Genomic DNA, 23218 nt, shown 5'->3' on the forward strand with positions numbered 1-23218 from the left:
TTCGCAGATCAAGCGAACGCGACCGCAATATCAACGCGTCTCAAAAGCCGACTTCTTCAACACAATCAGCCCAAAGCAGTCATCTGAGTATTTTTGTCAGATGACTGGTTTGGAGCGCTAAGCCGACATTGAGAGATCGCGATCAATCGGAGATCAAATCCTCGATCTCCTTTTCCATTCGTACCAGATCGTTGATCGCTTTGCGCATTTCTTGCCATTCTCGCGTCCGCATGCCGTGCCTGTAAGCCGGGTTGGCTTTACCGGAGCCGTGACCGCCGCAGGCACCGTGGAACCTGCACACCGTCCACCCTTTCACGGCCGGGCCATTGCAGCGCTCTCCGGTTCGTTTTGACTTCGCTGTACATCTTGGCGCGGCGTGGGCACTTTTCATGGGGTTGTCGTCACTTTTCATGTGCGACCCTCCCCCGGGCCTCGACGTTGCCGACAATGGCCTGCCCGCCATCTTCGACGTTGACGTGCTGCACGGTAACTGTCTGCTTTCCGCCATTTCGGTATTTGCGGAGCGCCTAGACCTGAGCCGTATACGTACGTGCCAGTTTGTTGTACGCGCGCTCATGCGCCTCGAATTGCGGGAGTTGCTCTGCATTCGCCATGCGGCCACCTTGCCGGATCATTGCCACGTGCGTTGTTGCCATCTGCACCGCCAACATACGCTCGACACCGTCACGCGGCGCAATCTCTCTGACGATCGCAGGCATAAAACCCCGCATGTCCTCTGATCCATCTTCAACTTCAGAAGGTTTGAGCGTTTTATAGGCCTGCAGGAACAGGCCCTCGTTCACCGCAGGGCTGTCACTGCCGAAGATCTTGGTCAGGGCATCTTCCCTGTACTGCGTCACGTGCAAACCACCATCTTCGTCTTGGCGGAAGGTGAACAGATCGTGCTCAGGTCGATTGTCTTTCTCAATTTCACTCATCGTCCATTCTCCAATGTTTGGCAAAAGTGACGGAAGTGACGCTTCTTCCTATGTAGGACGTATCTGAGAGTCTTTCCGGAATCTCGCGCGTACGTCGCATAAAGGGAAAAGCGTCACTTCCGTCACTTTCGTCACCCAAACTTCAATTTGAGGTGCAGAAACCCGCGCCCGGTGTTGCGCCGCGTAGTGACAAATTGCCGGCTCTTCATCTCCTTTTGCAGCGTGCGTTGTGTCCAGGGCTGCAGTCCTTGCTGTTCGCACCACTGCATGAAGCGATGATGCAAGGCACTGGTTGTGACGAAACTGCCCGTGTCTGCGTCGGTCTCGTCTTCGAGGAACTGGCCGAGAATGTCCTCGTCGTGGAAATACGCGTTGGATGCCGCGGTAATGCTGGCCGGTACGTCCAACCCAATCTGCTGCCATTGCAGCGCCCCGTCGATCGCCCACCGCAGAATAGCAGGTGCTTCTGCGCGCAGTTTATCCGGTAGCGCCTTGTCGCGCTTCTCGGGCGGAATGGTCACTGTGAACGGCACCAGTACGACGCGGGCGCGGATCGCTTCGTCGATACCTGCGAAGGATGGCATATTGTTTCCGGCAATGAAGAGCGTCAGCTGCGGTTCGAAGTCGAGATAATCCTGCTTCATCAGGCGCGCCGTCAGCTTGTCGCCACCGGTCAAATCTTTGATTGTCGCTTCATCCCAGCTTTTACCCTTAGGCAGTTCGGAGCCGACGACGAGGCGCGCACCCTGCAAACCGGCAATACCAGTGGAGTGTTGCTCAAACTTGGAGGTGGCCATACTAGTCGACCGCATCTGGGACGATAGTAGGCACCGGGCAAGACCCAATTTAGATCGAAATCGCCAAGATGCGCTAGCTACCCAAGCACCAATTAAAGCAATCAATTCGATCCTTTTCGGAATACTAGCCGCCGATATAATCGACGAGTTGCTCAATATCGAATTCTCGGTCCTGAATAATCCGGTTCATCAAGTCACCAATTGAGATCATCCCAACGACACTGCCCTCCCATAGTATCGGGAGATGCCGTATGCATTTCTTGTTCATGATCGCCATACATTCTTCGACGGAAGTGTCCGGAGTTGCGGTAATCACATTAGTAACCATTACATCTCCGAGTGACGTATCTGGGGATGCCCTACCCTTGAGGAATACGTCCCTTGCGTACAGTCTTTCTGTGAAGATGCCTGCGAGAGACCCTTCAGAAAGGACCACTATTGCTCCAATGTTTTCACTTGCCATAAGCTCAAGCGCTTCAAGCACAGTATTTTCCGGTTTGAGATCGTGAAGGTCTGGTGATTTGGACGTGAGTATGTCTCGCGCGCATGCCATGCCACACTCTCCTTTCATGGACACGTTTTTATTTGGCGTCCAACGTGCAACTCATACCAAAATAGATGGTAACCGGCCATGACGTAGGTCAAGTTCCCAATTCTAGTAAATCACAAAACAGCATCTAAGCACGCAGTACGGATTTTCGTGATGGGCAGTCTCTTATCTTGTGTCAGGCAATAGTACTTCAGGAACCTTCAGGGTCATGATGTGGGTGGCCAAAGACACTTTCACCGCATCCGGTGCAACCTCTGCCGAATGCGCAGCCCTCTCAATTTGAGCCGCATCTTTGGAGCAATCCATACCGGATATCCGATAACGAACTCTCTTGATCTTGGAGCTTAGAGCAGTTGCCATAAGGACGTGTTCCATCTCTGACGTTCGCCAGTCAAGCGCCTGGCCACGCGGGAAGTGAGACGCGGCACTCGCACACCCAAGCGCCGAGTAGCGGAAATTGGCGGTACATTTGACTGTGTGGTACTGTGGTCTGCATGTTGAAAAGCAGAAGAATTTGGAGGATCTGAGGATGATCCAGATATATCCACGAGCGTTGACCGCGGTCCTTGTAGTTGCAGTCTCAGTCGCTGCTGCGTGTGCTCAGCAGCAAAGAGGTGACTGGTGGGGACATGGTCCGATGGGTTCGGGCCATATGTCTTCCGACCACATGCACGGCTGGGGCTGGGGCAACATGGGTCCAGGCCAAGAGCAACGGATGCAGAGACACTGGACTTATATGAACGAAGGCGTGCCGGCGGCTTATCGGGGAGCGCGAAGTACCGTTCGCGCAACGCCAGAAGTCGTTGCAGAGGGCCGCGCACTGTATTCGCAGAACTGCGCAAGCTGTCACGGGACTGCGGGTTTGGGAGATGGCGAAGCCGGTCGCTCTCTTGTGCCATCTCCAGCCCTTCTTCGATGGTTCGTCCAAATGCCGATGTCGGGAGACGAATTTCTGCTCTGGACAGTTTCCGAGGGCGGTGAACGTTTTGGAACTGACATGCCGGCGTTCAAGCAAAAACTGAGCGAGGACGACATCTGGAAAATCATCGCCTACATGCGTGCGGGATTTCCGTAGACCGATATGGATGAAGTTTTACAGCCATAGACTCGTAAATGCATCTTTGCGCAACGAGCTCGTTGGAGCGGGGTTCCGGAATGAAAAGTATTGCGCATCGGAAATCCTAAATTACGCCAAAAGCTGACTTTCCCTGCAGTATTTTGAGCGAACAGGAAGAGCTCAGAGCAGTCGTTCGCTGCGCTGTGCATCAATGACTGGGTTGCGGGACGAAGCGGACCTTGATGGTCACAGACTGAACGTCGGCTTCTGGCATTGTTGCGTGAGCTATTTCTACAGGGCAATTAAAAACTGGCTGTCCGCTTCGAGCAAACTTACAATGCCGGGCAACTTTCTTGTTCTATCTTCTACTTTCCGACAAGAATTGCATATTCCCGCTCTATAACCTTTTCCCAATCGCCTCGCGCTTTCAGACCTGTCGAAGAGTCTCCCATTAGCGAAGTAACCATCAACCTTCCACGCGCTTTCGCTTCTTCTTTCGAAAACCCGGCCTGTTCAAACATCCAGGCGGCGAACTGGAATCGTTTGCCGATGGTTCTTTGATAAGCTTCTCTTACCTTCTCATCGGTATTCGCCCACACTGAGACAGCATGATCTGGCAACGCGGCGTCCTCTTCGATGACCTTTTTCATGAGAAGAAGAATGCGGTCTTCCGGGGGACCGCCAAATGTCTTTGCTTGTGTGATCACTTTGTCAGTCAGTTCCTGCTCCCAATATCTGAGAACCTCATCCAAAAGCTCACGGACGTTCTTGAAATGCCAATAAAAGCTGCCGCTTGTCAGGTTCATTCGCTTTGCCATTGGCACGACCTTTATCGCGGAAACGCCGCCCTCGTTGAGAACTTTGTAGGCCAGCAATATCCAGTCTTCCTTGGTCGCGGCGTTTTTGGGTGAGGCTCGGGTGACAGTTTCTGACATTCAGATTACAGCATTCTTTATTTGACATAGAGCAGTCTATGGAATTACCGTAGAGAAGTCTATGGTGAACGAGAGGTTCACGGTTTCGTGTTCTCTTACGAGGCTTCGCTTTGAAGGGGGGATCAATGAATAACTTAATGAAAACCGCAGCCGGTACATTGATGGCATTAGGCATGACGCTGGCTGGCACAGCCACGGCGCAAAACGCCTTGCCGACAGGTCGGAGTGCCACTGAAATCGAAAACGGTGTATATCCTGCGTCTTACTTTCCCAACACTGAAATCCTCGGCGAGGATGAGATGCGTATCACGGCATTGGGGACGGGGATGCCAAACCAAACCAAGGCAGCCGTTTCGATTTCGTTTTATGTGGAACTTGGGAATGGGGACGTCTTTCTGTTTGACGTAGGAACTGGCGCAACGGGAAACCTGTTCTCGCTGCGACCGGACTTCGCAAAGATCGACAAGGTCTTCTTCAGCCATTTGCATGTTGATCACGTTGGAGACTTCATGGGCCTCCACGTTGGAGGTTGGCTTTCGGGCAGATATACCCCGCTCCGCATCTTCGGCCCGTCCGGATCAGAAGATGAACTGGGCACCAAAGCCTATGTTGAGGGCATGTCCAAAGCTTACGCCTGGGACTTGGCCACGCGAACGGGCGCGCTGCCGGATGATGGCGCCAAGCTTGAAGTCACTGAATTCGATTACATGCAGGAAAACGAGATTGTTTATCAGGAGAACGACGTAACTATCCGTTCCTGGCCCGCGATCCACAGCCTAGATGGCTCGGTAAGCTACTCTCTAGAATGGAATGGGCTGAAATACGTATTTGGTGGCGATACATACCCGAACAAATGGTATGTAGAATATGCCAAAGGGGCGGACATCGCGTCTCACGAGGCCTTCCTGCCACCGGATGCGCTAGCCCCTTATTTTGGCTGGGACATGAAACAGGCGACTTATGTAGCTACGCGCGTTCATACGGAACCTGCGGCTTTCGGCAAAGTTATGTCCGCTGTCGAGCCACGCATGGCCCTAGGGTATCACTCTGTTCTTTCGCCCGAAAACTATCAGGCAATCCTGGAAGGTGTCCGTTCGACATACGATGGACCGCTCACTCTGGCGCGAGACCTACAGGTGATAAACGTAACCAAGGATCAGATCGTTGTTCGGGAAGCGAGTGTTGACGAATATGCTCTGCCACCAGCTGTGAGCGACGAATACATCAATGCACCGCGTTCAAAAGAAAAAGAGCCTTCTGAAAAGGTTCAAGCCGGCAAATGGGATGGTTACACGCCACCGCCAATGCCGGAAAATTAACGTTCAGGGGTGAACAAAATTCTAATTTGGCGGTATCTGTGCCGACTATTCCTGATGCTGAGCGTGATGGTCTCGGGTGCATTGGCCGTTTCAGCAGATGTCGTTTTGACAAACGGTTCGGAAGTCGCACCCAATATTGCTGTCCTTCATGTAAAAGATGATGGGGTTTACATCGACCTTGAGATCTATGTCGAAGATATTCCGTTGTTTGCGGATATGTTGCCAATCGGTTGGTCATCGGATTTCGTTGAGGGTGAGCCGGAGGCTGAACGGGAGTCCAATCAAGGCTCTGCCCAAACCGAAAGTCGGGCGCTGTCTATTGTTGCAAGGGACGAACAGCACCTACACGCTGAAATCAGAAAGTTAGAATACCGAACGCGCATCGACCGGGCCTCTCCGCTTGCAGGTCAGCGCGATCCATTCTCGGGCAAAATTGTTCCCAGCCCGCCAAAAGATCCGCGTGTTCTGTTCGTCGAAGTGTTCTTTCCGTTTCAAAACTCAGTTCCCAACGAGCTGACCATAATGCCTCCATCGCAGGATGGCGAACCACTGGTAACAATCGGGATGCAGGTTTTTGACCGAGAGGTTCCGGTCACGGATTTCCGCTTCTTGTCAAAGCCAGCAGAGTTAAAGATTCACTGGCCTGACCCTTGGGAAACCCGATTTTCCGCTGCGAGTCTGAATCGAAAAGCGCAGGACGGGACATCGACATTTCTTTATATCGAACCCCGAGAAGTTCGGCACGAGACCCTGATCCGCTTGCGTGAACTGGCGCCTTGGATTGATGAAACCATGGAAGTGGGACAAACGCTTTCACCACAGCGTAGCGCCTTGATCGTAAACCAGGCGGCGTCCTTCCTGGCTTCACGTAACCCGGTGACAATTGATGGCAAATCAGTGCAACCGTCAAACGCAACCGCAAAACTCCTCGAGCTAACATCGCAGGGTTTTCAGGTTGTCGAGCCTGGAAAGGAAGTGTCCGTGAACAATGCGTTTATCGGCGCCATCCTGTCTTTCTCATCGGCAGAACTTCCCGATCATGTGACAGTCACATGGGATATGTTTGACGAGGAAATTTCCCGCGTTGCGACCATATCAAACGATATCGCTGGGCCATTCTTTGGAGCTGTGACACCAGCGGATCCACAGTTCCACTGGCGGAACCACTTGCTCCAATACGAAAAAGCATCTGTCATTCAGGTTCCAGTTGAGCGGCAGACGCAGCAGTACCCGGCAATCGCTTTGATCACTGGGATTGTCAGCGCCGTCTCACTTGGTTTTTTCCTACTGTGCAGAGGCAGAGTTGCAAAGCACGCCAGTTGCGTAACCATGCTTGTCGCCGCTTCAGCAACCGTCGCGTTTTCGGGATATTTGCCAGAATTACCTTGGAAGAAGCCTACCCACCCTGAGCCACAGGTTGCGGAAGATATACTGCGCTCGATGGTCGAAAACTTGAACACAGTGACCCTGGAAATATCGCCGGCAGCAAGAAAGGCAGAGCTGACACACATTGTGACGGAAGCGTCTCTGAGTGACATCGCAACAGAGGTTGAACGTGGTCTCGTGATCCGAACGCCAGGAGGCAGGCTTGCTGCAGTTACCGAAATTAGAGACCTGAATTTAGAGCGCGTTGACCCGACCCTCAAGCCGGGTGGATTTAGCACTCTGGCCAAATGGACAGTGAAAGCCCAAGGCGGTCATTGGGGGCATGCCCACATGCGCGCCGTTACGTTTCGGGTGCTGGCCGAGGTTGTACCTGAATCCGGGCAATGGAAGCTGGATGGATTAACTGTGATCGAGGCTCGCGATCCAAATGCATAAGTGTTTAAGACCAAAGGTTTTTGCTTTCGGCGCTCTGTTTGTCGGTGTGTTTTTGTCACTGACGCTGTCAGCCTCGGCGCATTTTTTGCTTAATCTCAACGTTCGAATTTCGCATGTCGATCATTCAGAAGGCGGCCTGCGTGTCTACATGCGTACGCCCATGCCTTATCTGGTTGCAGACAAGGTCGGTGATCAGGATGGTGATGCCTTACCGGAAGCTGCACCATTCACGACCAATGCCATGAGCGACGGTCAAATAGTCCACTTTGTCGACTTGCAGGCTGTCGTGAGCGATCCCAATGGTTTGGGGCAATTCGCTGAAGGTGGGTTGCATCTGTTGGTCGACAATCAGCGCTTAAGAGGAACAGTTAAGTCGGTTCGCTTGCATCGAGTTGGAAATGAGCCCGGATTTGCAACTTTGGCCGAAGCTCAACAGGCCGTGGACACCGAAACGGCCTTAACGCCACCGCTTTTTGTTGGTGACACAATTGTCGATCTCGTCCTGCATTATGACACTGACGGCCCGGTCCAATCTTACAGCATTACCAACGTGCTGGACCCCGGCTTGCCCGATCAGGATCAAACGGCCAACCTCATTCTCGACTACGCGTCGGACACACCGCAGATATTCCGATCTCGAGGCCTGATGACTGAACCATTGGTGGTTCAGCAAGAGGGGTATGGAGGATTCCTGAGTTTTGTCTGGGAAGGTATACGACATATCCTCGAAGGATTGGATCATGTTCTTTTTGTTGTGTGTTTGGTCATTGGAGCGCAGACCCTCAGGGCGCTATTGCTGCGTGCAACCGGTTTTACCGTTGGGCATAGCGTAACGCTGTCGCTGGGGTTTTTCGGGTTTGTACCATCGGGCGCGTGGTTTGTTCCTGCCGTTGAAACCGGAATAGCGCTTTCTATCATATTTGCAGCTGTCGCAGCGTTTATGAGTTTTAGGGACAATGCGCGCTCTGAAGTCACGATGGTGCTTCTGACAACGCTGATTGGCCTCTTGCACGGGCTTGGGTTTAGCTTTGTGTTGCACAAGATCTTGCAGGTCACCTCCCCAAACATCTGGCAAAGCCTACTTGCCTTCAATCTTGGCGTCGAGCTTGGCCAGGTCGCCATTATTCTTGCGCTCTGGCCTGCCTTGATAATGTGTCGGCGCGTGAACTCCAGTTTGTGGATGTCCCTACGAGTGGGCTTAGCCGGTGGATGTGCGGCTATCGCCTGCTATTGGACCTTTCAGCGAGTTGCCGAGGTTTACTCCACGCTGGCTTAAGGTCATTGCGATGGCACGTGCCGTGATGGTCGCCTGGGAGAAAAGCGGACATTCGGCCGTTCCGCAGCATAAGACAGATTGAGCTCTAACCAGTCCTTCGCTGCATCACGCCTTAACGTCTGCTCCGACCCACCACCCGCCAGCACCAGCGACCAGTCTTCAGCCCCCGGAACGTCTCGTCAGCGGTCCAGAACGGTCGCTCTAGCGGTCTAGGCAGCACCCGTTAAAGGCCTCTCTAGCGGTCAAAATGCCCCCGGAACCGCCCCAGTTGGTCAGGCCAGCGGGAAAAGCCGAGTCTAATCATCGGAGGGCAAGGATTCCTACCACCCCAGCCAGTTCATTCACACATGAAACGACGACAGGCACTTGGGTCACACCGACCCAGGAAATGCCCCCTTTTATGCCCCAGTGGTTTCGGGTGTTACGGGTGTTGCGGGTGGGCCCTCAGAGGTCGTTGAAGGCCCATGCCACGGTTCTCCATAACTGGGGTACTAAGGGACTGGGGAATAGGTATAAGTAATGAATAGAAACCAGAGGATAGAGGAACCCCAGTATCCTTGTTCCTTATTAATAATAATAAGATAAGAAGAAAGAGAGGGGGGAGGCTATGGGAGAGATAGAGAACCCATGGCACTCGCGGCCAATCGATGTTCACCGCTGGTCGGATCATCCAGAGGTGGCCATACTAGTCGACCGCATCTGGGACGATAGTAGGCACCGGGCAAGACCCAATTTAGATCGAAATCGCCAAGATGCGCTAGCTACCCAAGCACCAATTAAAGCAATCAATTCGATCCTTTTCGGAATACTAGCCGCCGATATAATCGACGAGTTGCTCAATATCGAATTCTCGGTCCTGAATAATCCGGTTCATCAAGTCACCAATTGAGATCATCCCAACGACACTGCCCTCCCATAGTATCGGGAGATGCCGTATGCATTTCTTGTTCATGATCGCCATACATTCTTCGACGGAAGTGTCCGGAGTTGCGGTAATCACATTAGTAACCATTACATCTCCGAGTGACGTATCTGGGGATGCCCTACCCTTGAGGAATACGTCCCTTGCGTACAGTCTTTCTGTGAAGATGCCTGCGAGAGACCCTTCAGAAAGGACCACTATTGCTCCAATGTTTTCACTTGCCATAAGCTCAAGCGCTTCAAGCACAGTATTTTCCGGTTTGAGATCGTGAAGGTCTGGTGATTTGGACGTGAGTATGTCTCGCGCGCATGCCATGCCACACTCTCCTTTCATGGACACGTTTTTATTTGGCGTCCAACGTGCAACTCATACCAAAATAGATGGTAACCGGCCATGACGTAGGTCAAGTTCCCAATTCTAGTAAATCACAAAACAGCATCTAAGCACGCAGTACGGATTTTCGTGATGGGCAGTCTCTTATCTTGTGACCAACAACCTCTGAGGGCCCACCCTCACGCAAGGCCGGAACGCTTCTGGTGCCTACCGGTACTCATCACAACCCAGACACAAAGCATCTCCACATCGTGTGTACCGATCCGGATGATCATGGTCGCGTTATCCTTGTGTCCGTGACCACTTGGCGAAACGATCTGTGTGATGCCACCTGCATCCTGCTGGAACATGAACACCCGTGGCTCTGGAAACCGAAGTCTTACGTCTATTACCGCAAGGCAGATTTCCATCGGGTAGAGGCATTGGAGCGAGGCTTACAGAGCGGCCAGCTTGAGGAACAGGACCCGTGCAACGGCCAAGTGTTCCTGCGCGTTCGAAAAGGTTTGTGCAGGTCGCCTCATACACCACGCAAGATCAAGCGTGCGGTCGGGTGTTAAATCGATCTATGCAGCAACCGACCACGACCAAAGCACAAACGTTGCACGGTGTGCGCATCGCCCTAGTCTTTTATTTCAAATCTGAAACTGGTTGCGTATAGAGGCTTGGAGCAAACCAGTGTTTTGGTCTCTCCATTGACCTCGTAATAAACAGTGAGGAGTAGTGCCGCCTTATTTGACAGATCGTCTAAAAAACTATCGTCTTTTTGTTTTCCTCTAGAAAAACCGTTATGTGTAAAGAAATCCGAGAAGACGTAGATACTTCCGACCATGTTAGCTCCGGTTTCACTGTCGACTAAGAATGCGCGTCTCATCTCCTTAAACCAGTGTCCGCATGCCTTGCGTGCATCATATTCACTGTCATGATTAAAGTTGGCACCTTGAATGGAGCTAATAACGATATTGTCGTCGTCCCAATTGTAAGAAGCATATACCGGACTGAGCTTGTTGATGTCAGTTCGCCTCAGAAATAAATCCAATCTTAGAAGCCCGATATCCATCATCGAAGCAGGTTCTTCCATGAGCCATTTTGACAATTCATCAGGTCCCGCCTTGACTGAATGCGCGCTTGCCAAAATACAAAAAGTCGATAGCAACAGGCGTGGCGAAAGTGCTTTTAATACCATCTCGTATCCTTTGTTACTTCGCACAATCTGCTCTGTAGATCGCAACCTTGGATACTAAAGTTCCAGTCTTGTGAGACGTCCATAGAACTTCACCATCTTTGAAATTGAAGGTGTAAATATCCGCATAGTTGGCATGAAACGCCCCAACTGACAGTTTGCCTTTTGAACTGCCCAGTGGAATTACCTCTGCTCCGTCCTGTCGGTACCCATATGCGCCAGCAGTGTCGTCAAACTGGATGTCCCATTCTTCGCCTAGTCTGACCAAGACAATCTTGCCTTTACTGATCCCGTCGTCAGACCAATTCGGACCGTCTGCGTTAGTCAAATCATCTTGGAAAAAGTAAGCTGTGCCTTTGGATGGACCACAATGTGCGATCACACCTTCCTGTGCAAGTCCGGCTTGTGCAGCCAGCACCAGGTAAGTTGTTGCAACCAGTCTCAACATTTACGATGTCCTCTTATTTCTGCACGAGTTAAACAGTTTCCAACTTGAGGAAGCAACGCTCTATAGCAATAATCATATAAGTATCTGTAATCGCTAAAAGATTCATCTTGACGCACTGCCCGTGTCGGTCCGACAATGCCGCCATGCCTACATATCCAAGACTGCCCATATCCTCATCGTCCAGCGTGGCCAAGCGAACACGTCGCCGCCTTGATCAACTCACGTCCGATGTCGATGATTGCCTGACCGAGTTGTCGCGATTGGACCGCGTTCGCTCTGTCGCCAATCTCAAGTCGGATGTGGAAAGTTTGCGGACCGAGATCGTCCGTGTACGTGATCATGCATTCGATGTGGAGATGGGACGATGACGCGAGCGCGGGGGGCAGTGTTTTTTTTAGAGCTTCGGGGAACATCCACCGCCGAGGGGAGTTGAGCGCGGAGATTATTTATGAGTGAAACTATAGGTCTTCCCGTCCCGCACGATCTGGTGCCGCCATACAGTGTTTTATTCGAAGATTTGTGCCGGATCATCCATCGCCAGAGCGGTTTACAGGTATCTGACGGGCATGCCATTGACGCTGTTGTCCGCTCAACAATGCGTGGTGACATGTATGATCGGCTGGCCGTCAAGGCTGCCGCAGAGGGCGATTACGAACAATCCCTGAAGTTCAGCCAAGCCGCAGAGCGGTGTTACGCATCGGTCCGGTCTGCACAGACGCTGTTGAAGGTTACGCCAAAGGAACGCAGCGGGAAAATGGCTAAAGCTGCCGCAGCAGAACGTGCCACCCTGATCGAAAGCGATTCCGGTGTCTGGTCAGAGGTGCTTGAGGGATGACCGTTTGTAAAGATTGGGCCGAACGTCTTCAACGTCGGGAAGTTCCAATCGACCCGGATGTTCTGCCGTTACACACGCCTGAAGCGGATCGCATCAGTAAGGCACTGGGTCAGCTACGCCTGACCGACAAGACGGGTAAACCCACACTCGCAAGCCTTCCTAATATCGGCTGGGTGGATACCAGCATCCGGGCGATCTTCGGGGATAACAACATCCGCGAAGCCTTCATGCTGATGCCAAAAAAGAACGGGAAAAGCGCCCTGTTGGGTTTGGGGTTCTTTGCCGCCTTCCTGTTGGATAAGCGACCGAAGGCCAGTTACACCATCATCTCGCCCAGTATCGCTATCAGTGACCTTGTTTTCAGCCTGCTGTCCGGGGCAGTCGAAGCCGATCCGGTTCTGGCGGGATTGTGCCGGGTTCAGGAACATCTGAAGACCATAACGTTCCTGCGGACCGATGCGACACTCAGCGTTAAATCCTTCAGTCTCGAAACCATCACCGGCATTCGTGGCAGCGTGCTGCTGGATGAAGTTCATTTGTGCGGAAAGCACAAGGCCGGGTCGAAGATACAGACCCAGATGAAAGGCGCGCTGACCGTCGATCCCGGTGCCAAGATCATCTATGTCAGCACAATGTCGGATGCCCCACCCACCGGCGTGTTTCACGACCTACTGCAACAGGCACGGGCGGTTCGTGACGGGATCATCACCGACGACTCGTTTTTGCCGATCCTCTATGAACCATGGGAAGGCTGCCCGGACGTTCTGGATCACCCGGAACTGCGCCAGTTTTTGTTGCCCAGTTATCCCCATATTGGCGATGAGCGGTTCTATGACACATTGTGTGCAACGGCATTGCGCGCTGGGCCGGTCAAGGCGGCGGTTGAACGCAGCCAGTTTTTCAACGTCGAAGTATCCAGCGCCGTTCAGGAAGACAGTTGGTTTCTGGCCGAAGCTATCGCGGGTCTGTCACCAGTTCGACTAACAATCGAAGACGTGATCAGGCAATCGCAGCACGTCGCGCTTGGGATCGATCTGGGTGGCCTTGGTGACCTCAGCGGCATGGGTGCCATCGGTGTCACCTCATCGGGCAGGTGGCTGGCGTCCGCCCGTGCTTGGTGTACGCAACGGGCCGTGGATGAAAACACCGAGTTTGGCAGCAGTCTGGAAGGTTTCATTGAAGACGGTGATCTTCACATCGTCCAGCCGGGTGAAGATATCCCGGCGATGATCAGGATATGTGAACGGGTCAAGGATGCCGGAAAGCTGCACGCCATTGGTGTTGACCCTGCTGCGGCAATCGATCTGGTCGAAGCATTGGAAGCCGCCGGTTTCGCCCTGTCGGAAAGTGACAAAGACAACCACCCTGTCATGGGTATCGGCCAGTCTGCATTCCGTTTGAACAGTGCGGTGCGATCCGTGGAACGAAAAGCAGAGGAAGGCACCATTCGATTCGATAACAGTCGAATGCTGGACTGGTGTTTTGGTAACTGCGTCAGCATTGAACGGAACAACGTGGTTGAGATTGCCAAGCGCAGCACCTACGCAAAAGTTGACCCGGTAAGCGGCATCTTGGATGCAGCGGCCACGCTGGTGATGCGTCGACCGAAGACCTTCGATGCCAAGGCCATGATAGGCAGCTTGGTTGGTCTGTTGGCCATTTTCGGATCAGGCGGTGTGTTATGAAACGACGCATACCTCTGGCCAATGGGCGCGTCCGTGCCGCAGAGGCCCAGTTCCGCGCCGCATCGGCCCCCGAGCACATCACGCCTGATCGACAGGAACGAAAAGATCATTATGGCAGCGAACGGTGGAAGCAAATTCGACGCGAACACCTGAAACACCAACCTGATTGTCAGGTCTGCGGATCACCTGGTAATCACGTCGATCACTTATGCGGTCATGACGATGAAGCGGCCCGGTATGTAATTTATACTTTGGGTCTGGAACGGGTAACCCCGATGGACTGGCGGCAACGGTTCTGGACCGGCCCGTTCGTGACACTTTGTCATCGACACCACAGCGTCAAGACACGGGCAGAGATGAATGGGAGATTGTTCGAATGGGTGAAGCAAAATCTAACCGATAATGCTCGCAACCAGACGTGACACTCGCGTTGGCTGTAGCCCCGACCAGTCCAATACCTCTTTTGACACGGCTGGATGTGTCAGGGTCCAGACCCGGAACCCGGCTGTCCGGTAATGTGCTGCAAGTGCTGGTACGGTCGTTCCCATTATTGCTGGCAGCAATGCCCTTCCGTACCGATCCGTGCCATGGTCTCCGATGAAAGCCCGTCCACGTGCAGACAGAGCAACGGCTGTCAGCCTGTCCCCTGACGGTGCAGCAACTACGGCAATATCCACATTATCCGGAGCAATGGTCTGAAGCGGAACGTCATTGGCCCCAACGGCCCGAATACGCGCCAGATACTCGGCAGCTTCAGCCTGTTCTGCGGCTTCGGCACGGCTCGCCGCGCTACGGCGCAATGTGGATGTCTTGTCCCCGAAATCGGCACCCGCTCGGGCCAGATATGCCGCGTAGATCAGCCAATTGCCAATGTCCCGAATGTTATCCCCGTTCTCTAGGCGACTGAGGACGCTCTTTGGAATACCCGTTGCCGATGCTGCGTCTCGGATCGTCAGATTTAACTTCTCGCGCTGCTGTCGCAGGTATGCCCCTTGGCGGCGTCGGTGCTCTTTTGCTCTCTCTTTGGTCATTGTCCCAGTCTAGGTCAAGGCGATGATTATTGCACCAACGCGGGACAATCTGGACGCGCGTAATATGCGCCCCTCATGGTGAAGGCTCATCATTCAACCAATGGAGATTTACCATGAGGATCAATAAAGATACCGCACGTCTGGACGGGCTAAATGTCACCAAGGGCGGGCTGGGTCTGCGTTCGAAAGAAATCGTCGCTCAAACCGTTACAGACGATGAAGGCAATTCAGTTGGTGCATTGCTGACTTCCGATCTGGAAGGTGGTCGCGTCGGGATTGAAACTGATGACAACGGCGTACCGAGCTTTGTCGAGTATGACGGCAACGGTGCCGAGGCATCCCGCATCCCGGCTGTTGAAGCCGAAGACGAACCGATGCCCGAGGATGTAGCTGCGTCGTATTGCGGTGGTCGCTAACTTACCTAGGATTGCGGCGTTTCCGTCGCGATCCTTAGCTATTTCGGTTGTTTATCAGGGAAGGGAGGGTTAACCAGAGTCACGTTAAATAATTGGTTCCAAGCATTTTTTAGGTGAGGGGAAGAATACGTGACGGACGAACTATACAAACGGCTATGGTCTATGCTTTCGCCTTACACAGTTGAGAAGATGGACAGCGTACGAGCGAACGGGACTAAATTCGTCCACTACACAAGCGCAGCAAGTGCGCTAAGCATTATCAAAAATGAAACCGTCTGGATGCGGAACGCGTCCGAGATGAATGACTTCTCCGAAGTACAGCACGGCCAAACTTGCCTCGCAGCGGCATGGAATGACGAAACACAAGGCGCACGTCTACGTGGGCTATTGGAAAGTATCGAAAGCGGATTGAGCCTCAGGATTCAAGAGGCATTCAACGAACGGCATTATGACCGGCATCGCGAAAGTTTTTTGATTTCTGTGAGCGAACACGGAAACGGCGTAACGAACGAAGACAAATTTGGAAGGCTTTCGATGTGGCGCGCTTATGGTGGCGACACGAACGTTGCGCTTGTCATGAACAATGGTCCATTTTTGAGAGAGTCCACTGCAACCAATGCGTTCACCAGCCCTGTATTTTACGGGGACGTAGGCACTTTTGTTTCCGAAATCAGCCGTGTCGTTGACGCGCTGGAGTCCAATTTGAGTTTTGCGCGAGAATGTGGCGGGGACTTAGTGAAACGTGTTTTTGAGAGCATGTTTCATTTCGCGGCACTCTCCACGAAACACCCCGGCTTTGCTGAAGAACGTGAGTGGCGCGTCATTTTTTCGCCGACCATGTTTCCGTCCAACAAAATAGACTTCGACATTGAAGTCGTGAATGGAGTTCCCCAGCGGGTGTACAAATTTCCCTTGCAGGATTTCCCGGACGAGGGGTTTTTCGGTGCAACAGTTCCCGATCTATTGGACGAAATAATAATCGGCCCGACCGCATCGGCACTTACTATCCACGATGCCCTTAGTGGCGCGTTGATTCAGGCTGGTGTTCCTGATGCCCGTAATCGCGTGAAAATATCTGACATCCCACTTCGTCGATAATGGTACGAGCATGTAGCTTACGGTCCGATTAGATCGTCACTGATGACCGACCAGCCCGATTTGCTCCGGCTCAGATGGTAGTGGGTAGTCCGGTGGCTGGATGCCGTGCTCATTTAGCCATTCGAACATAACGCCCCATTCATCTTGAACTGATGGTGCGCTGCGAAACTCTAATAACGTTTCTAGCGCAGCTTTGAGGTCTGCAGGGATTGTTTGGGGCCATTGTCTCATAACAATTGTGCTAATTCTTCGTGCAACAGGGGAAGCAAGTGTGCTTCACCAAGGGTTCACTACTTAAGCACCTTTAGTAAAGTGAGCGCAGCGGCTGTTTTTGAAAAAAAAGTCATCGCCGGAGAAACAACGACTTTAGCACCGAATGGAAGGGTTACGGCTGCTTTGATTACACTTGCCAAAACAGCGCCGATCTTGAAAAGCAACCCCGTGACTATGATGGCAGAACCTACAAAAAGACTCGCCTTCAGAAACGTCACGGCAAAAAGTTCGGCAACAACAAGTGCAACAACCAAAATCGTCATAACTACCTCCCAGTGTTGAATTGACATGGTGATTGCTGACCGGTTTGTCAATTCTCGCATCGACCGGTCGTCCCTAAGTGCCCAGTAGCTCCGCAATCGTATAAAGTATTTGACCGTCGGCTCAGGAGAATCGACCGCAATTCCCCTTTCATAATGAAACCCCTTGACGTTTCACCGTGAAACCCCCATACCTTTCACAGTGAAACATGGGAAGAGCAAATGAACAGTAACGAGCAATTCAAAGACCTCGCGACCAAATACCAGATGGACAAGACGGTTTCGAACGCCATGAATCTGGGAAATGCCATGCTGGAACTTAGAAAACAGGCGGTGATTGACTCCGATGGTCATCACCTGCAAGCGAACGTGTCAGAAGCAAAGCAATTGGCATGGTTTAACATCAGCAGCGCGACGGCACGACGGTTAAAGCTCTTGGCGATGTGGGAAAGGGAAGTTCTGTCTGAATCGCCAGAGACTTTGACGGACGCCTACAGGTTAGCAGAAGCACTCAACAAGGCGGCTCTGGAAAGCGAGAAGTCAGATATCAACCGGGGCGGGCGACCGCGAAAGAGCGAAGCGACACGTTCTCTGGAGTTGCTTTACATGGCTGTGGAGCTTTGGAGAGAAACAGGGCGACCGGAAAGCGAGTTCTTGGAACGGGCAAAGCTGGCTATTCAGAGCGGGATGCCACGCACCTAGCGCATACAGTGTCGATTCTGACGTTTGGACACCAAAGCTGGACACCAAAAGAAAAAGGGCCGTCCGATTGTCTCGGAAGGCCCTTATTTTCATGGCTGGGGTGGTAGGATTCCTTGCCGTCCGATGATTGTTATCGGCTTTTTGGCGAAGCATAAGAAACTGGGGCGGTTTCGGGGGCATTTTGGCTGCTAGAGAGGCTGCTGACTAGACCGCTAGAGGACCGTCCACTGGCGCTGAGACGACCGCTGACGACTGGTTCCGGGGGCTGACGGGTTGTCGCTGGTGCTGGTGGGGCTGTTGACGAGACCCTTGAAGTTGAATGACAGGACGTTCCATTGGCACTAGTCAATGATTGCTTAGAGCCCAAGGCAGTCTTCCATCTGCTCACTGCTGATTGTGGCCACCAACACAAACTGCGAAGTATTATGGCGACCGACTAAAAAATTTGAAGGACAATTAAACACACGCGCCTAGCGGTTAAATGTGTGTTTCTGAAAGGTTAGCTAAGGGAGTCTCGCTTGATCTATGACAAGATATTCGGATAATAAGATATGTTAGGGTGCTTTCGGAGCTTCTTTTTAGGAGGAAGAGATGGCTGATCTATTCATATCTCGTACTGTTTTCGCAGCATTGGTTTGCACGGCTTTGACCGCTTGTGGAGGCAACGAAAGCATTGGCCCAGGGTCAACCGTAACACCGTTTACAGGTTTCTCGAACATTCCGGATAATGGAACCACGGAAATAGACGGACAGGCTGTTACGGCGAGCTATGTTGCCGATCCCGCCACCGGGGATGTGACCATAAATAACCCCTCTGGACCGTCGCAAAGCACCACACGCGTAGTTACCAGAAACGGTGTTCCTGTTGCATTGACAGCTAATGCGTCTGGGTCGTCCGTTTCATTTGACACGAGAAACGGTGACACTAGGATAGACGATCCATTTACCACATCATTTGTAACAGCAGATGGTCAAGATTCAGCGACGTTTATCAATCCTGGACAATCAGGCTACGAATACCAAACGTATGGTGCTTGGGTTACTGGAGCTGGAACTGGTTCCGGAACTGCTGGCGCAGGAAGTTACGGCCTTAAAACACAAGCTTCTGACGTTCCCGTTGGAGCCAGCGCAACATACCGGGGCGTGGGCTTGGGAGTGGCTCGTCGTGCAGATGGCCAGCCATACCAAACGGTATCCACGGTTACAGTATCCACGGATTTCAACACTGCCAGCATCGATAGTGCGAACACGGCAGCTGTGAATCTCAACACAGCCGCAACGAGCAGTGCACCGGAACTGGATTTTAGCGGTTCGGGCGCGGTTAGCGGTTCAGGGTTCTCGGCAACTGTGACGGGAACGGGTACATCTGGCTCTGCGCAAGGGCAGTTTTATGGTCCCTCAGCCAACGAAGTTGGAGGCACGTATTCAACCTCCGGTCCGGGTGGAGTTTGGCATATGGGAGCGTTTGGCGGAAATTGACCAAAGTGCTGAACTACGGCCAACTAAATACTACTCCGTTGCGGACAGTCGTTAGGCGAATGTGGACACTTCAGGCACCGTCCCCAAAAAGGCGCGCAGAAAGTTATTCAGATCGCAGAAAAAAAAATTGCCTAATGGGGTCGCGATGACTTTTTGGCGGTTGATCGTAGTTTTTTTTCTAACCTTTTGCGTGGCCTCCAATGGAGCGAATGCATCAACCACCGACCCGGCCGTTATAGATGCCAGGTTTAAATCGGGGCTCGCCGCCACTGACCGCGGTGACTACAGTACAGCAATTGCAATATACCTTGGCATTCTTGCGGAAGATCCTAGCCTTACACGTGTGCGCTTGGAGTTGGCGCTGGCTTATTTCCTAAGCGAACAATGGAACCGTTCGCGGTCCGAGTTTTTTAAAGTGCTGTCAGGTGATATTCCGGAACCTGTTCGGCAAAAAGTTCTGACTTTTATTGCAGAAATTGATGCGCGGCGAGGGTTTGAGTTGGATTTTGAGTTTGGGTTAAAAAAACTCGGTTCCACGCGAAACTACGACACCGACCAGATTGAATTAGACTTCTTCGGGATACCCATACCAGCGACTTTGGATCGCTCCAGCAAGACTACATATGGCGTCGGGTATTCTGTATCGGCGTTGTGGCGCAAAGGTCTGAATGGGCTTACAACAAAGGATCGTAGGGTTATTGGCTTCGCAGAGGTGTTCTCATTTGGAGATATTTCAGATGAGAAATCGTTTCGCGACGTGACTTTGGGTGCGCGAGGCGGAGCCCGTTTGGTTTTTCCACGGACAACAGTTGTTGTTAGCCCAGTAGCCTCGACACGTTTCATTGCCGATGAACACTTTGAGGACAGGTTGGGTTTAGAGACTGCGTTCGAGACCAGAAACTCGCAAGCCGTTTCAGTGTTTGGTTCGATTTCAGGGTTTAAATTGGACAATAAATTCGATGACACTTTCAGTGGACATACAATTAACGCAAGATTTGGGGCACGGCGTTCCTTTTTGGGGCGAAACACGGTTGGATTTGCTATCTTTGCCGAAACCAAATCAACGGATCGCGACATTGATACTTATAACCTCGCAGGTCTGGAGGCTTTTGGCTCCTTTGACGCCGGTGCTGGATTTGTCATTGAACCTCAGGTTTATTTTGCGGTCAAATCGTTCTCAGAGACCAATCCACTTTTCTTAGGCAATCCTGACGAAAATCAGTATGGTCTGCGTCTTAGAATTGAGAAGCGCGACATAATAATAGGGAACGGACTGATTCCATACGTTGAAGGCAATTACAATCGGGTGAAAAGTGGAATTGACGCATTTAGTTATCACGAAACTACGATAGAAGTAGGGCTGACCAACGAATTCTAGTTAGGGAGATTTACTGAGTTAAATCAAAAATATTGCGTTTCGCGGAATGCTCCGCAAGCAGAGACCATCCTGGTCACCCAATTTAATCCTCTAAGTGCTTACCGAATTAATTTTTGTATCGACAAATTATTCTGGCATGAAACATAGTTGTTACGCCTGCCCCGAAATAAGTCCTGTTAGGCAAAGAGTAAACAAAAATGAGCCCTCCCCCTCGACAAACCGTTTAGGGCCACCGAGGGTTATTTCCCAAGGTGTTCTTCAGTTGAAAACATAGTCAACCAACCATTTCCAATAGAGCAACCGACCACAAGCACTAGCTCGACCGCTGACGAGTCGTTTCGGGGGTTGACGGGTGGTCGCTGGTGATTCCAGTTTGGGGTTTGTTGGTATGGCGAAGCGGTCGTTCGAGCCTTGGATTGCTTCGAGTCCAAGGCGGACGACAATAGAGTCGTATGGCCCCTTAGGTCGATAGCTCCCTTAGATTTCGAAGCTTAATGCATTGAATCTTCTGCGTGAAAGCTATTGTCGAGCGCCAAATCCACCAATGTGGGAAACTCCTCCTGGCCCAGTGAGTTGGTATGTGCCGCCAATTTCGTTGGCGTTTGGCCCATAAAAAACACCGCCTGCTTTCCCCGAAGTGGCGTCACCTGCTACATCCGCAGTAAAGCTGGTCCCGGAAACTGGACCAGAGCCTGCAAAGTCCATTTCTTGTTTTGAAACTGTTACGTTCCCGCCCCATCTTTTTGTTTCGCCTACTCCATTATATATTCTTACAGCCTCTGTGTCCCTGCTTTCTATTGATATTGTTTGGAAATCAGTAGAGATGTAAACCGAAGCAACTGTGCTGTATAATTGTCCATCTTTTAGTACTGCTAGTCCGAGTAACTCGCCTGAGTAGTTTGCGTTTGCATCCACTGGAATACCATCTTGGGCTGTGCGGGACCCAAAAGAACCTGCACCGACGGCGCGGGATGGCACACCGTATCCAGTGACCCAGTTGCCAAATGATTGATACTCATATGGCGGCTGGGTTGCTTCCGGATAGGCTAGGATGGTTATCAATGCTGTGGATTCATCGGTGCTACCGCCAATTTCGCGGGAGTTATACTGATACACTCTTCCTTCCGCATCGCTTTTGCCGGGCGTGAATAGATACGATAGATCAATGGGCCCCTTATCCAGTTTCTTTTCTGGCTTTATTGCTGAAATTGCAATTCCGTCGATGCGGGGTGAAATGTATATTTCTTGGCCGAATTGGTTGAGTGCGTCATATCCAGGTTCGAATGTAAGCAGAAGAGTGGCAGCTCTGGGATTGGATGGATCAGAGAACTCGTACCTCCCCGTTGTCTCGTTCAGAACTACGGTTGCTGTAACCGCTTCACCTTGCAACTCAGTATCTCCATACGAGAGAAGATAGAAGTGCTTGAACGCCATGGCTTTCGGGCTTGTGGGCTCAGCTTGAGGTGCGTCCCCTCCTCCTCCAGAGCTTCCTCCGGAACCGCAAGAACTGCACCAAGCAACCAGTGCGCCAAGAAGGAAAAGTCGAAATGATCGCACTGGCATAATATCTTTCATGAACCACTCCTACGGCTTTTCTAAATGGCTGACTTACGCATCCGCTCTCCATCTCGGAATTTTCAACTAGCATGCACAAAATCGGCATGCTTTCCTTGATCTGGCTCAAGAGTCACCAGGGTGCGATGAGTCCGGTTGTAACGGAAGATGAATCTTCACAGCAAAAAGGCATGCCGAAGCTTTAATATCCCAAGTATTTGCTTGTTCATCAGTGATCGGACAGCGGCTTTGTACGCGCAGCGGTCATTAAAGAGTGTGCAAACGACCGACGGCTTCGTCCGCAACTCGATCATTCAGTCACCTTGGACCAACATCCTGTTCAACAAAAAGAAAGCAAAGTCAGCACCCCCGGCAACCCGCAAAGGGCCGCCGAGGGTTGGTATTCAGGGTGGTCTACGGTTGACGACATAGTCAGCCAGCCATTTCCAATAGGCTTCAGCGTCAGGAAACCCCTGAGCACGAGCAGCCAGATCTTCCGCAGCTTTACGGGTGCACCCGCCATCGAACTCAGCGATAGCAGCTCGCTCCTCGAACGCATCAATGTCGGGGAAACTCATACCGGAAGCCGTATCTGATCCACGATCGACCGCCGCTGCTCGTCACTGATGCCAGCCGAATAGATACCGTAGGTGATCCCGTTCTCCGACCGTGCCGATTGGTGACCGACCAGAGAGGCCGTGAAGTGTTCAGGGACACCTGTTCGCTCACACTGGGTCACAAACCACTTGCGGGTCGAGTGAAACACCAGTCCCGGTCGCTCCAAGCCCAACCGCCGTCTCAGTCTCGCAAACCCCTTGGTGACATGCGCCACGGTCAGGTCAGGAAACAGAGGACCGGATGAGGGTAACTGCCGAAACGTCTCATCTAGCATCGGATGAACCGGAACCAGTCGCTCCGCCGCGTCCGTCTT

Annotated in this window: 26 protein-coding genes; 13 read left to right on the top strand and 13 right to left on the bottom strand. The window is 52.1% G+C overall.

What is annotated here, in order from left to right:
* Window positions 1-142 precede the first annotated feature (142 nt).
* From AC2FNR_RS22525 to AC2FNR_RS22540, 4 genes are all read right to left on the bottom strand, one after another.
* Window positions 143-412 carry a hypothetical protein gene (locus AC2FNR_RS22525; protein WP_496851606.1) on the bottom strand — a complete coding sequence of 90 codons (270 nt, stop codon included), beginning with the start codon at window positions 410-412 and terminating at the stop codon, window positions 143-145.
* 115 nt (window positions 413-527) lie between these two features.
* Complete coding sequence (locus AC2FNR_RS22530) at window positions 528-938, bottom strand: hypothetical protein (RefSeq protein ID WP_496851608.1); 411 nt, start codon at window positions 936-938, stop codon at window positions 528-530.
* Between the two features lie 131 nt (window positions 939-1069).
* Window positions 1070-1735: a DNA primase family protein gene (locus tag AC2FNR_RS22535; protein WP_496851610.1), complete on the bottom strand. Its 666-nt coding sequence runs from the start codon at window positions 1733-1735 to the stop codon at window positions 1070-1072.
* Window positions 1736-1859: 124 nt separating this feature from the next.
* The gene (locus AC2FNR_RS22540) at window positions 1860-2306 is read right to left on the bottom strand and encodes a CBS domain-containing protein (RefSeq protein WP_496851612.1); all 447 of its coding nucleotides are present in this window, start codon (window positions 2304-2306) and stop codon (window positions 1860-1862) included.
* A 508-nt stretch (window positions 2307-2814) separates the two neighbouring features.
* Between AC2FNR_RS22540 and AC2FNR_RS22545 the strand changes: the two genes are divergently transcribed.
* The gene (locus AC2FNR_RS22545) at window positions 2815-3360 is read left to right on the top strand and encodes a c-type cytochrome (protein WP_496851614.1); all 546 of its coding nucleotides are present in this window, start codon (window positions 2815-2817) and stop codon (window positions 3358-3360) included.
* A gap of 347 nt (window positions 3361-3707) precedes the next feature.
* On the opposite strand, the gene AC2FNR_RS22550 is transcribed toward AC2FNR_RS22545, so the two are convergent.
* The gene (locus tag AC2FNR_RS22550) at window positions 3708-4277 is read right to left on the bottom strand and encodes a TetR/AcrR family transcriptional regulator (RefSeq protein WP_496851616.1); all 570 of its coding nucleotides are present in this window, start codon (window positions 4275-4277) and stop codon (window positions 3708-3710) included.
* A 125-nt stretch (window positions 4278-4402) separates the two neighbouring features.
* Here AC2FNR_RS22550 and gntH point away from each other — a divergent pair, with 125 nt between their 5' ends.
* The 3 genes from gntH (at window position 4403) to AC2FNR_RS22565 (ending at window position 8693) form a co-directional block, all read left to right on the top strand.
* Window positions 4403-5596, top strand: a complete 1194-nt coding sequence (gntH, locus tag AC2FNR_RS22555; protein ID WP_171123249.1) for a guanitoxin biosynthesis MBL fold metallo-hydrolase GntH — start codon at window positions 4403-4405, stop codon at window positions 5594-5596.
* A gap of 9 nt (window positions 5597-5605) precedes the next feature.
* A complete protein-coding gene (locus AC2FNR_RS22560) occupies window positions 5606-7417 on the top strand; it encodes a hypothetical protein (RefSeq protein ID WP_480867166.1) in 1812 nt (603 codons plus the stop codon).
* Window positions 7418-7502: 85 nt separating this feature from the next.
* Window positions 7503-8693 carry a HupE/UreJ family protein gene (locus tag AC2FNR_RS22565; RefSeq protein WP_496851619.1) on the top strand — a complete coding sequence of 397 codons (1191 nt, stop codon included), beginning with the start codon at window positions 7503-7505 and terminating at the stop codon, window positions 8691-8693.
* 808 nt (window positions 8694-9501) lie between these two features.
* Here the strand turns inward: AC2FNR_RS22565 and AC2FNR_RS22570 are convergent.
* On the bottom strand, window positions 9502-9948 hold the full coding sequence (locus AC2FNR_RS22570; protein WP_496851612.1) for a CBS domain-containing protein: 447 nt from the start codon (window positions 9946-9948) through the stop codon (window positions 9502-9504).
* 203 nt (window positions 9949-10151) lie between these two features.
* Here AC2FNR_RS22570 and AC2FNR_RS22575 point away from each other — a divergent pair, with 203 nt between their 5' ends.
* On the top strand, window positions 10152-10505 hold the full coding sequence (locus AC2FNR_RS22575) for a hypothetical protein (RefSeq protein WP_496851620.1): 354 nt from the start codon (window positions 10152-10154) through the stop codon (window positions 10503-10505).
* A gap of 62 nt (window positions 10506-10567) precedes the next feature.
* Here AC2FNR_RS22575 and AC2FNR_RS22580 read toward each other — a convergent pair whose 3' ends face one another.
* Together AC2FNR_RS22580 and AC2FNR_RS22585 are read right to left on the bottom strand one after the other, a co-directional pair.
* The gene (locus AC2FNR_RS22580) at window positions 10568-11131 is read right to left on the bottom strand and encodes a hypothetical protein (protein ID WP_496851622.1); all 564 of its coding nucleotides are present in this window, start codon (window positions 11129-11131) and stop codon (window positions 10568-10570) included.
* A 13-nt stretch (window positions 11132-11144) separates the two neighbouring features.
* Window positions 11145-11576, bottom strand: a complete 432-nt coding sequence (locus AC2FNR_RS22585) for a hypothetical protein (protein WP_496851623.1) — start codon at window positions 11574-11576, stop codon at window positions 11145-11147.
* 448 nt (window positions 11577-12024) lie between these two features.
* On the opposite strand from AC2FNR_RS22585, the gene AC2FNR_RS22590 reads away from it, so the two are divergent.
* From AC2FNR_RS22590 to AC2FNR_RS22600, 3 genes are read left to right on the top strand one after another with little or no spacing between them, the layout of a single operon-like run.
* On the top strand, window positions 12025-12411 hold the full coding sequence (locus tag AC2FNR_RS22590; protein ID WP_496851625.1) for a hypothetical protein: 387 nt from the start codon (window positions 12025-12027) through the stop codon (window positions 12409-12411).
* Complete coding sequence (locus AC2FNR_RS22595; RefSeq protein WP_496851627.1) at window positions 12408-14096, top strand: terminase TerL endonuclease subunit; 1689 nt, start codon at window positions 12408-12410, stop codon at window positions 14094-14096. Before AC2FNR_RS22590 ends, AC2FNR_RS22595 begins: the two co-directional genes overlap by 4 nt.
* On the top strand, window positions 14093-14518 hold the full coding sequence (locus tag AC2FNR_RS22600; RefSeq protein WP_496851628.1) for a hypothetical protein: 426 nt from the start codon (window positions 14093-14095) through the stop codon (window positions 14516-14518). Before AC2FNR_RS22595 ends, AC2FNR_RS22600 begins: the two co-directional genes overlap by 4 nt.
* On the opposite strand, the gene AC2FNR_RS22605 is transcribed toward AC2FNR_RS22600, so the two are convergent.
* On the bottom strand, window positions 14489-15127 hold the full coding sequence (locus AC2FNR_RS22605) for a helix-turn-helix domain-containing protein (protein ID WP_496851629.1): 639 nt from the start codon (window positions 15125-15127) through the stop codon (window positions 14489-14491). The two genes, AC2FNR_RS22600 and AC2FNR_RS22605, sit on opposite strands and share 30 nt — an antisense overlap.
* Window positions 15128-15240: 113 nt before the next feature.
* Here AC2FNR_RS22605 and AC2FNR_RS22610 point away from each other — a divergent pair, with 113 nt between their 5' ends.
* Together AC2FNR_RS22610 and AC2FNR_RS22615 are read left to right on the top strand one after the other, a co-directional pair.
* On the top strand, window positions 15241-15543 hold the full coding sequence (locus AC2FNR_RS22610) for a hypothetical protein (RefSeq protein ID WP_496851631.1): 303 nt from the start codon (window positions 15241-15243) through the stop codon (window positions 15541-15543).
* A 129-nt stretch (window positions 15544-15672) separates the two neighbouring features.
* A complete protein-coding gene (locus tag AC2FNR_RS22615) occupies window positions 15673-16641 on the top strand; it encodes a DUF2971 domain-containing protein (protein WP_496851632.1) in 969 nt (322 codons plus the stop codon).
* Between the two features lie 290 nt (window positions 16642-16931).
* Here AC2FNR_RS22615 and AC2FNR_RS22620 read toward each other — a convergent pair whose 3' ends face one another.
* Complete coding sequence (locus AC2FNR_RS22620; protein WP_496851634.1) at window positions 16932-17177, bottom strand: hypothetical protein; 246 nt, start codon at window positions 17175-17177, stop codon at window positions 16932-16934.
* 219 nt (window positions 17178-17396) lie between these two features.
* Here AC2FNR_RS22620 and AC2FNR_RS22625 point away from each other — a divergent pair, with 219 nt between their 5' ends.
* The 3 genes from AC2FNR_RS22625 (at window position 17397) to AC2FNR_RS22635 (ending at window position 20733) form a co-directional block, all read left to right on the top strand.
* On the top strand, window positions 17397-17876 hold the full coding sequence (locus tag AC2FNR_RS22625) for a hypothetical protein (RefSeq protein WP_496851636.1): 480 nt from the start codon (window positions 17397-17399) through the stop codon (window positions 17874-17876).
* A 591-nt stretch (window positions 17877-18467) separates the two neighbouring features.
* The gene (locus AC2FNR_RS22630; protein WP_496851637.1) at window positions 18468-19355 is read left to right on the top strand and encodes a transferrin-binding protein-like solute binding protein; all 888 of its coding nucleotides are present in this window, start codon (window positions 18468-18470) and stop codon (window positions 19353-19355) included.
* Window positions 19356-19500: 145 nt separating this feature from the next.
* Window positions 19501-20733: a tetratricopeptide repeat protein gene (locus AC2FNR_RS22635; RefSeq protein ID WP_496851639.1), complete on the top strand. Its 1233-nt coding sequence runs from the start codon at window positions 19501-19503 to the stop codon at window positions 20731-20733.
* 519 nt (window positions 20734-21252) lie between these two features.
* Here AC2FNR_RS22635 and AC2FNR_RS22640 read toward each other — a convergent pair.
* From AC2FNR_RS22640 to AC2FNR_RS22650, 3 genes are all read right to left on the bottom strand, one after another.
* Window positions 21253-22308 carry a transferrin-binding protein-like solute binding protein gene (locus tag AC2FNR_RS22640; protein WP_496851641.1) on the bottom strand — a complete coding sequence of 352 codons (1056 nt, stop codon included), beginning with the start codon at window positions 22306-22308 and terminating at the stop codon, window positions 21253-21255.
* A 383-nt stretch (window positions 22309-22691) separates the two neighbouring features.
* Window positions 22692-22865, bottom strand: a complete 174-nt coding sequence (locus AC2FNR_RS22645; protein ID WP_496851643.1) for a hypothetical protein — start codon at window positions 22863-22865, stop codon at window positions 22692-22694.
* On the bottom strand, window positions 22862-23218 hold a 357-nt coding region (locus AC2FNR_RS22650), incomplete at its 5' end, for a site-specific integrase (protein WP_496851645.1). The genes AC2FNR_RS22650 and AC2FNR_RS22645, both read right to left, overlap by 4 nt.

Source organism: Ruegeria sp. SATB045, assembly GCF_059613525.1.

Bases quoted from the DNA above. Each gene is read 5' to 3' on its own strand.
- AC2FNR_RS22600 (WP_496851628.1), top strand. From the start codon at position 14,093: ATGAAACGACGCATACCTCTGGCCAATGGGCGCGTCCGTGCCGCAGAG.
- AC2FNR_RS22625 (WP_496851636.1), top strand. From the start codon at position 17,397: ATGAACAGTAACGAGCAATTCAAAGACCTCGCGACCAAATACCAGATG.
- AC2FNR_RS22545 (WP_496851614.1), top strand. From the start codon at position 2,815: ATGATCCAGATATATCCACGAGCGTTGACCGCGGTCCTTGTAGTTGCA.
- AC2FNR_RS22535 (WP_496851610.1), bottom strand. From the start codon at position 1,735: ATGGCCACCTCCAAGTTTGAGCAACACTCCACTGGTATTGCCGGTTTG.
- AC2FNR_RS22610 (WP_496851631.1), top strand. From the start codon at position 15,241: ATGAGGATCAATAAAGATACCGCACGTCTGGACGGGCTAAATGTCACC.
- gntH (WP_171123249.1), top strand. From the start codon at position 4,403: ATGAATAACTTAATGAAAACCGCAGCCGGTACATTGATGGCATTAGGC.
- AC2FNR_RS22525 (WP_496851606.1), bottom strand. From the start codon at position 412: ATGAAAAGTGACGACAACCCCATGAAAAGTGCCCACGCCGCGCCAAGA.
- AC2FNR_RS22640 (WP_496851641.1), bottom strand. From the start codon at position 22,308: ATGAAAGATATTATGCCAGTGCGATCATTTCGACTTTTCCTTCTTGGC.
- AC2FNR_RS22630 (WP_496851637.1), top strand. From the start codon at position 18,468: ATGGCTGATCTATTCATATCTCGTACTGTTTTCGCAGCATTGGTTTGC.
- AC2FNR_RS22580 (WP_496851622.1), bottom strand. From the start codon at position 11,131: ATGGTATTAAAAGCACTTTCGCCACGCCTGTTGCTATCGACTTTTTGT.
- AC2FNR_RS22605 (WP_496851629.1), bottom strand. From the start codon at position 15,127: ATGACCAAAGAGAGAGCAAAAGAGCACCGACGCCGCCAAGGGGCATAC.
- AC2FNR_RS22585 (WP_496851623.1), bottom strand. From the start codon at position 11,576: ATGTTGAGACTGGTTGCAACAACTTACCTGGTGCTGGCTGCACAAGCC.
- AC2FNR_RS22550 (WP_496851616.1), bottom strand. From the start codon at position 4,277: ATGTCAGAAACTGTCACCCGAGCCTCACCCAAAAACGCCGCGACCAAG.
- AC2FNR_RS22570 (WP_496851612.1), bottom strand. From the start codon at position 9,948: ATGAAAGGAGAGTGTGGCATGGCATGCGCGCGAGACATACTCACGTCC.
- AC2FNR_RS22590 (WP_496851625.1), top strand. From the start codon at position 12,025: ATGAGTGAAACTATAGGTCTTCCCGTCCCGCACGATCTGGTGCCGCCA.
- AC2FNR_RS22530 (WP_496851608.1), bottom strand. From the start codon at position 938: ATGAGTGAAATTGAGAAAGACAATCGACCTGAGCACGATCTGTTCACC.
- AC2FNR_RS22620 (WP_496851634.1), bottom strand. From the start codon at position 17,177: ATGACGATTTTGGTTGTTGCACTTGTTGTTGCCGAACTTTTTGCCGTG.
- AC2FNR_RS22540 (WP_496851612.1), bottom strand. From the start codon at position 2,306: ATGAAAGGAGAGTGTGGCATGGCATGCGCGCGAGACATACTCACGTCC.
- AC2FNR_RS22595 (WP_496851627.1), top strand. From the start codon at position 12,408: ATGACCGTTTGTAAAGATTGGGCCGAACGTCTTCAACGTCGGGAAGTT.
- AC2FNR_RS22635 (WP_496851639.1), top strand. From the start codon at position 19,501: ATGACTTTTTGGCGGTTGATCGTAGTTTTTTTTCTAACCTTTTGCGTG.
- AC2FNR_RS22645 (WP_496851643.1), bottom strand. From the start codon at position 22,865: ATGAGTTTCCCCGACATTGATGCGTTCGAGGAGCGAGCTGCTATCGCT.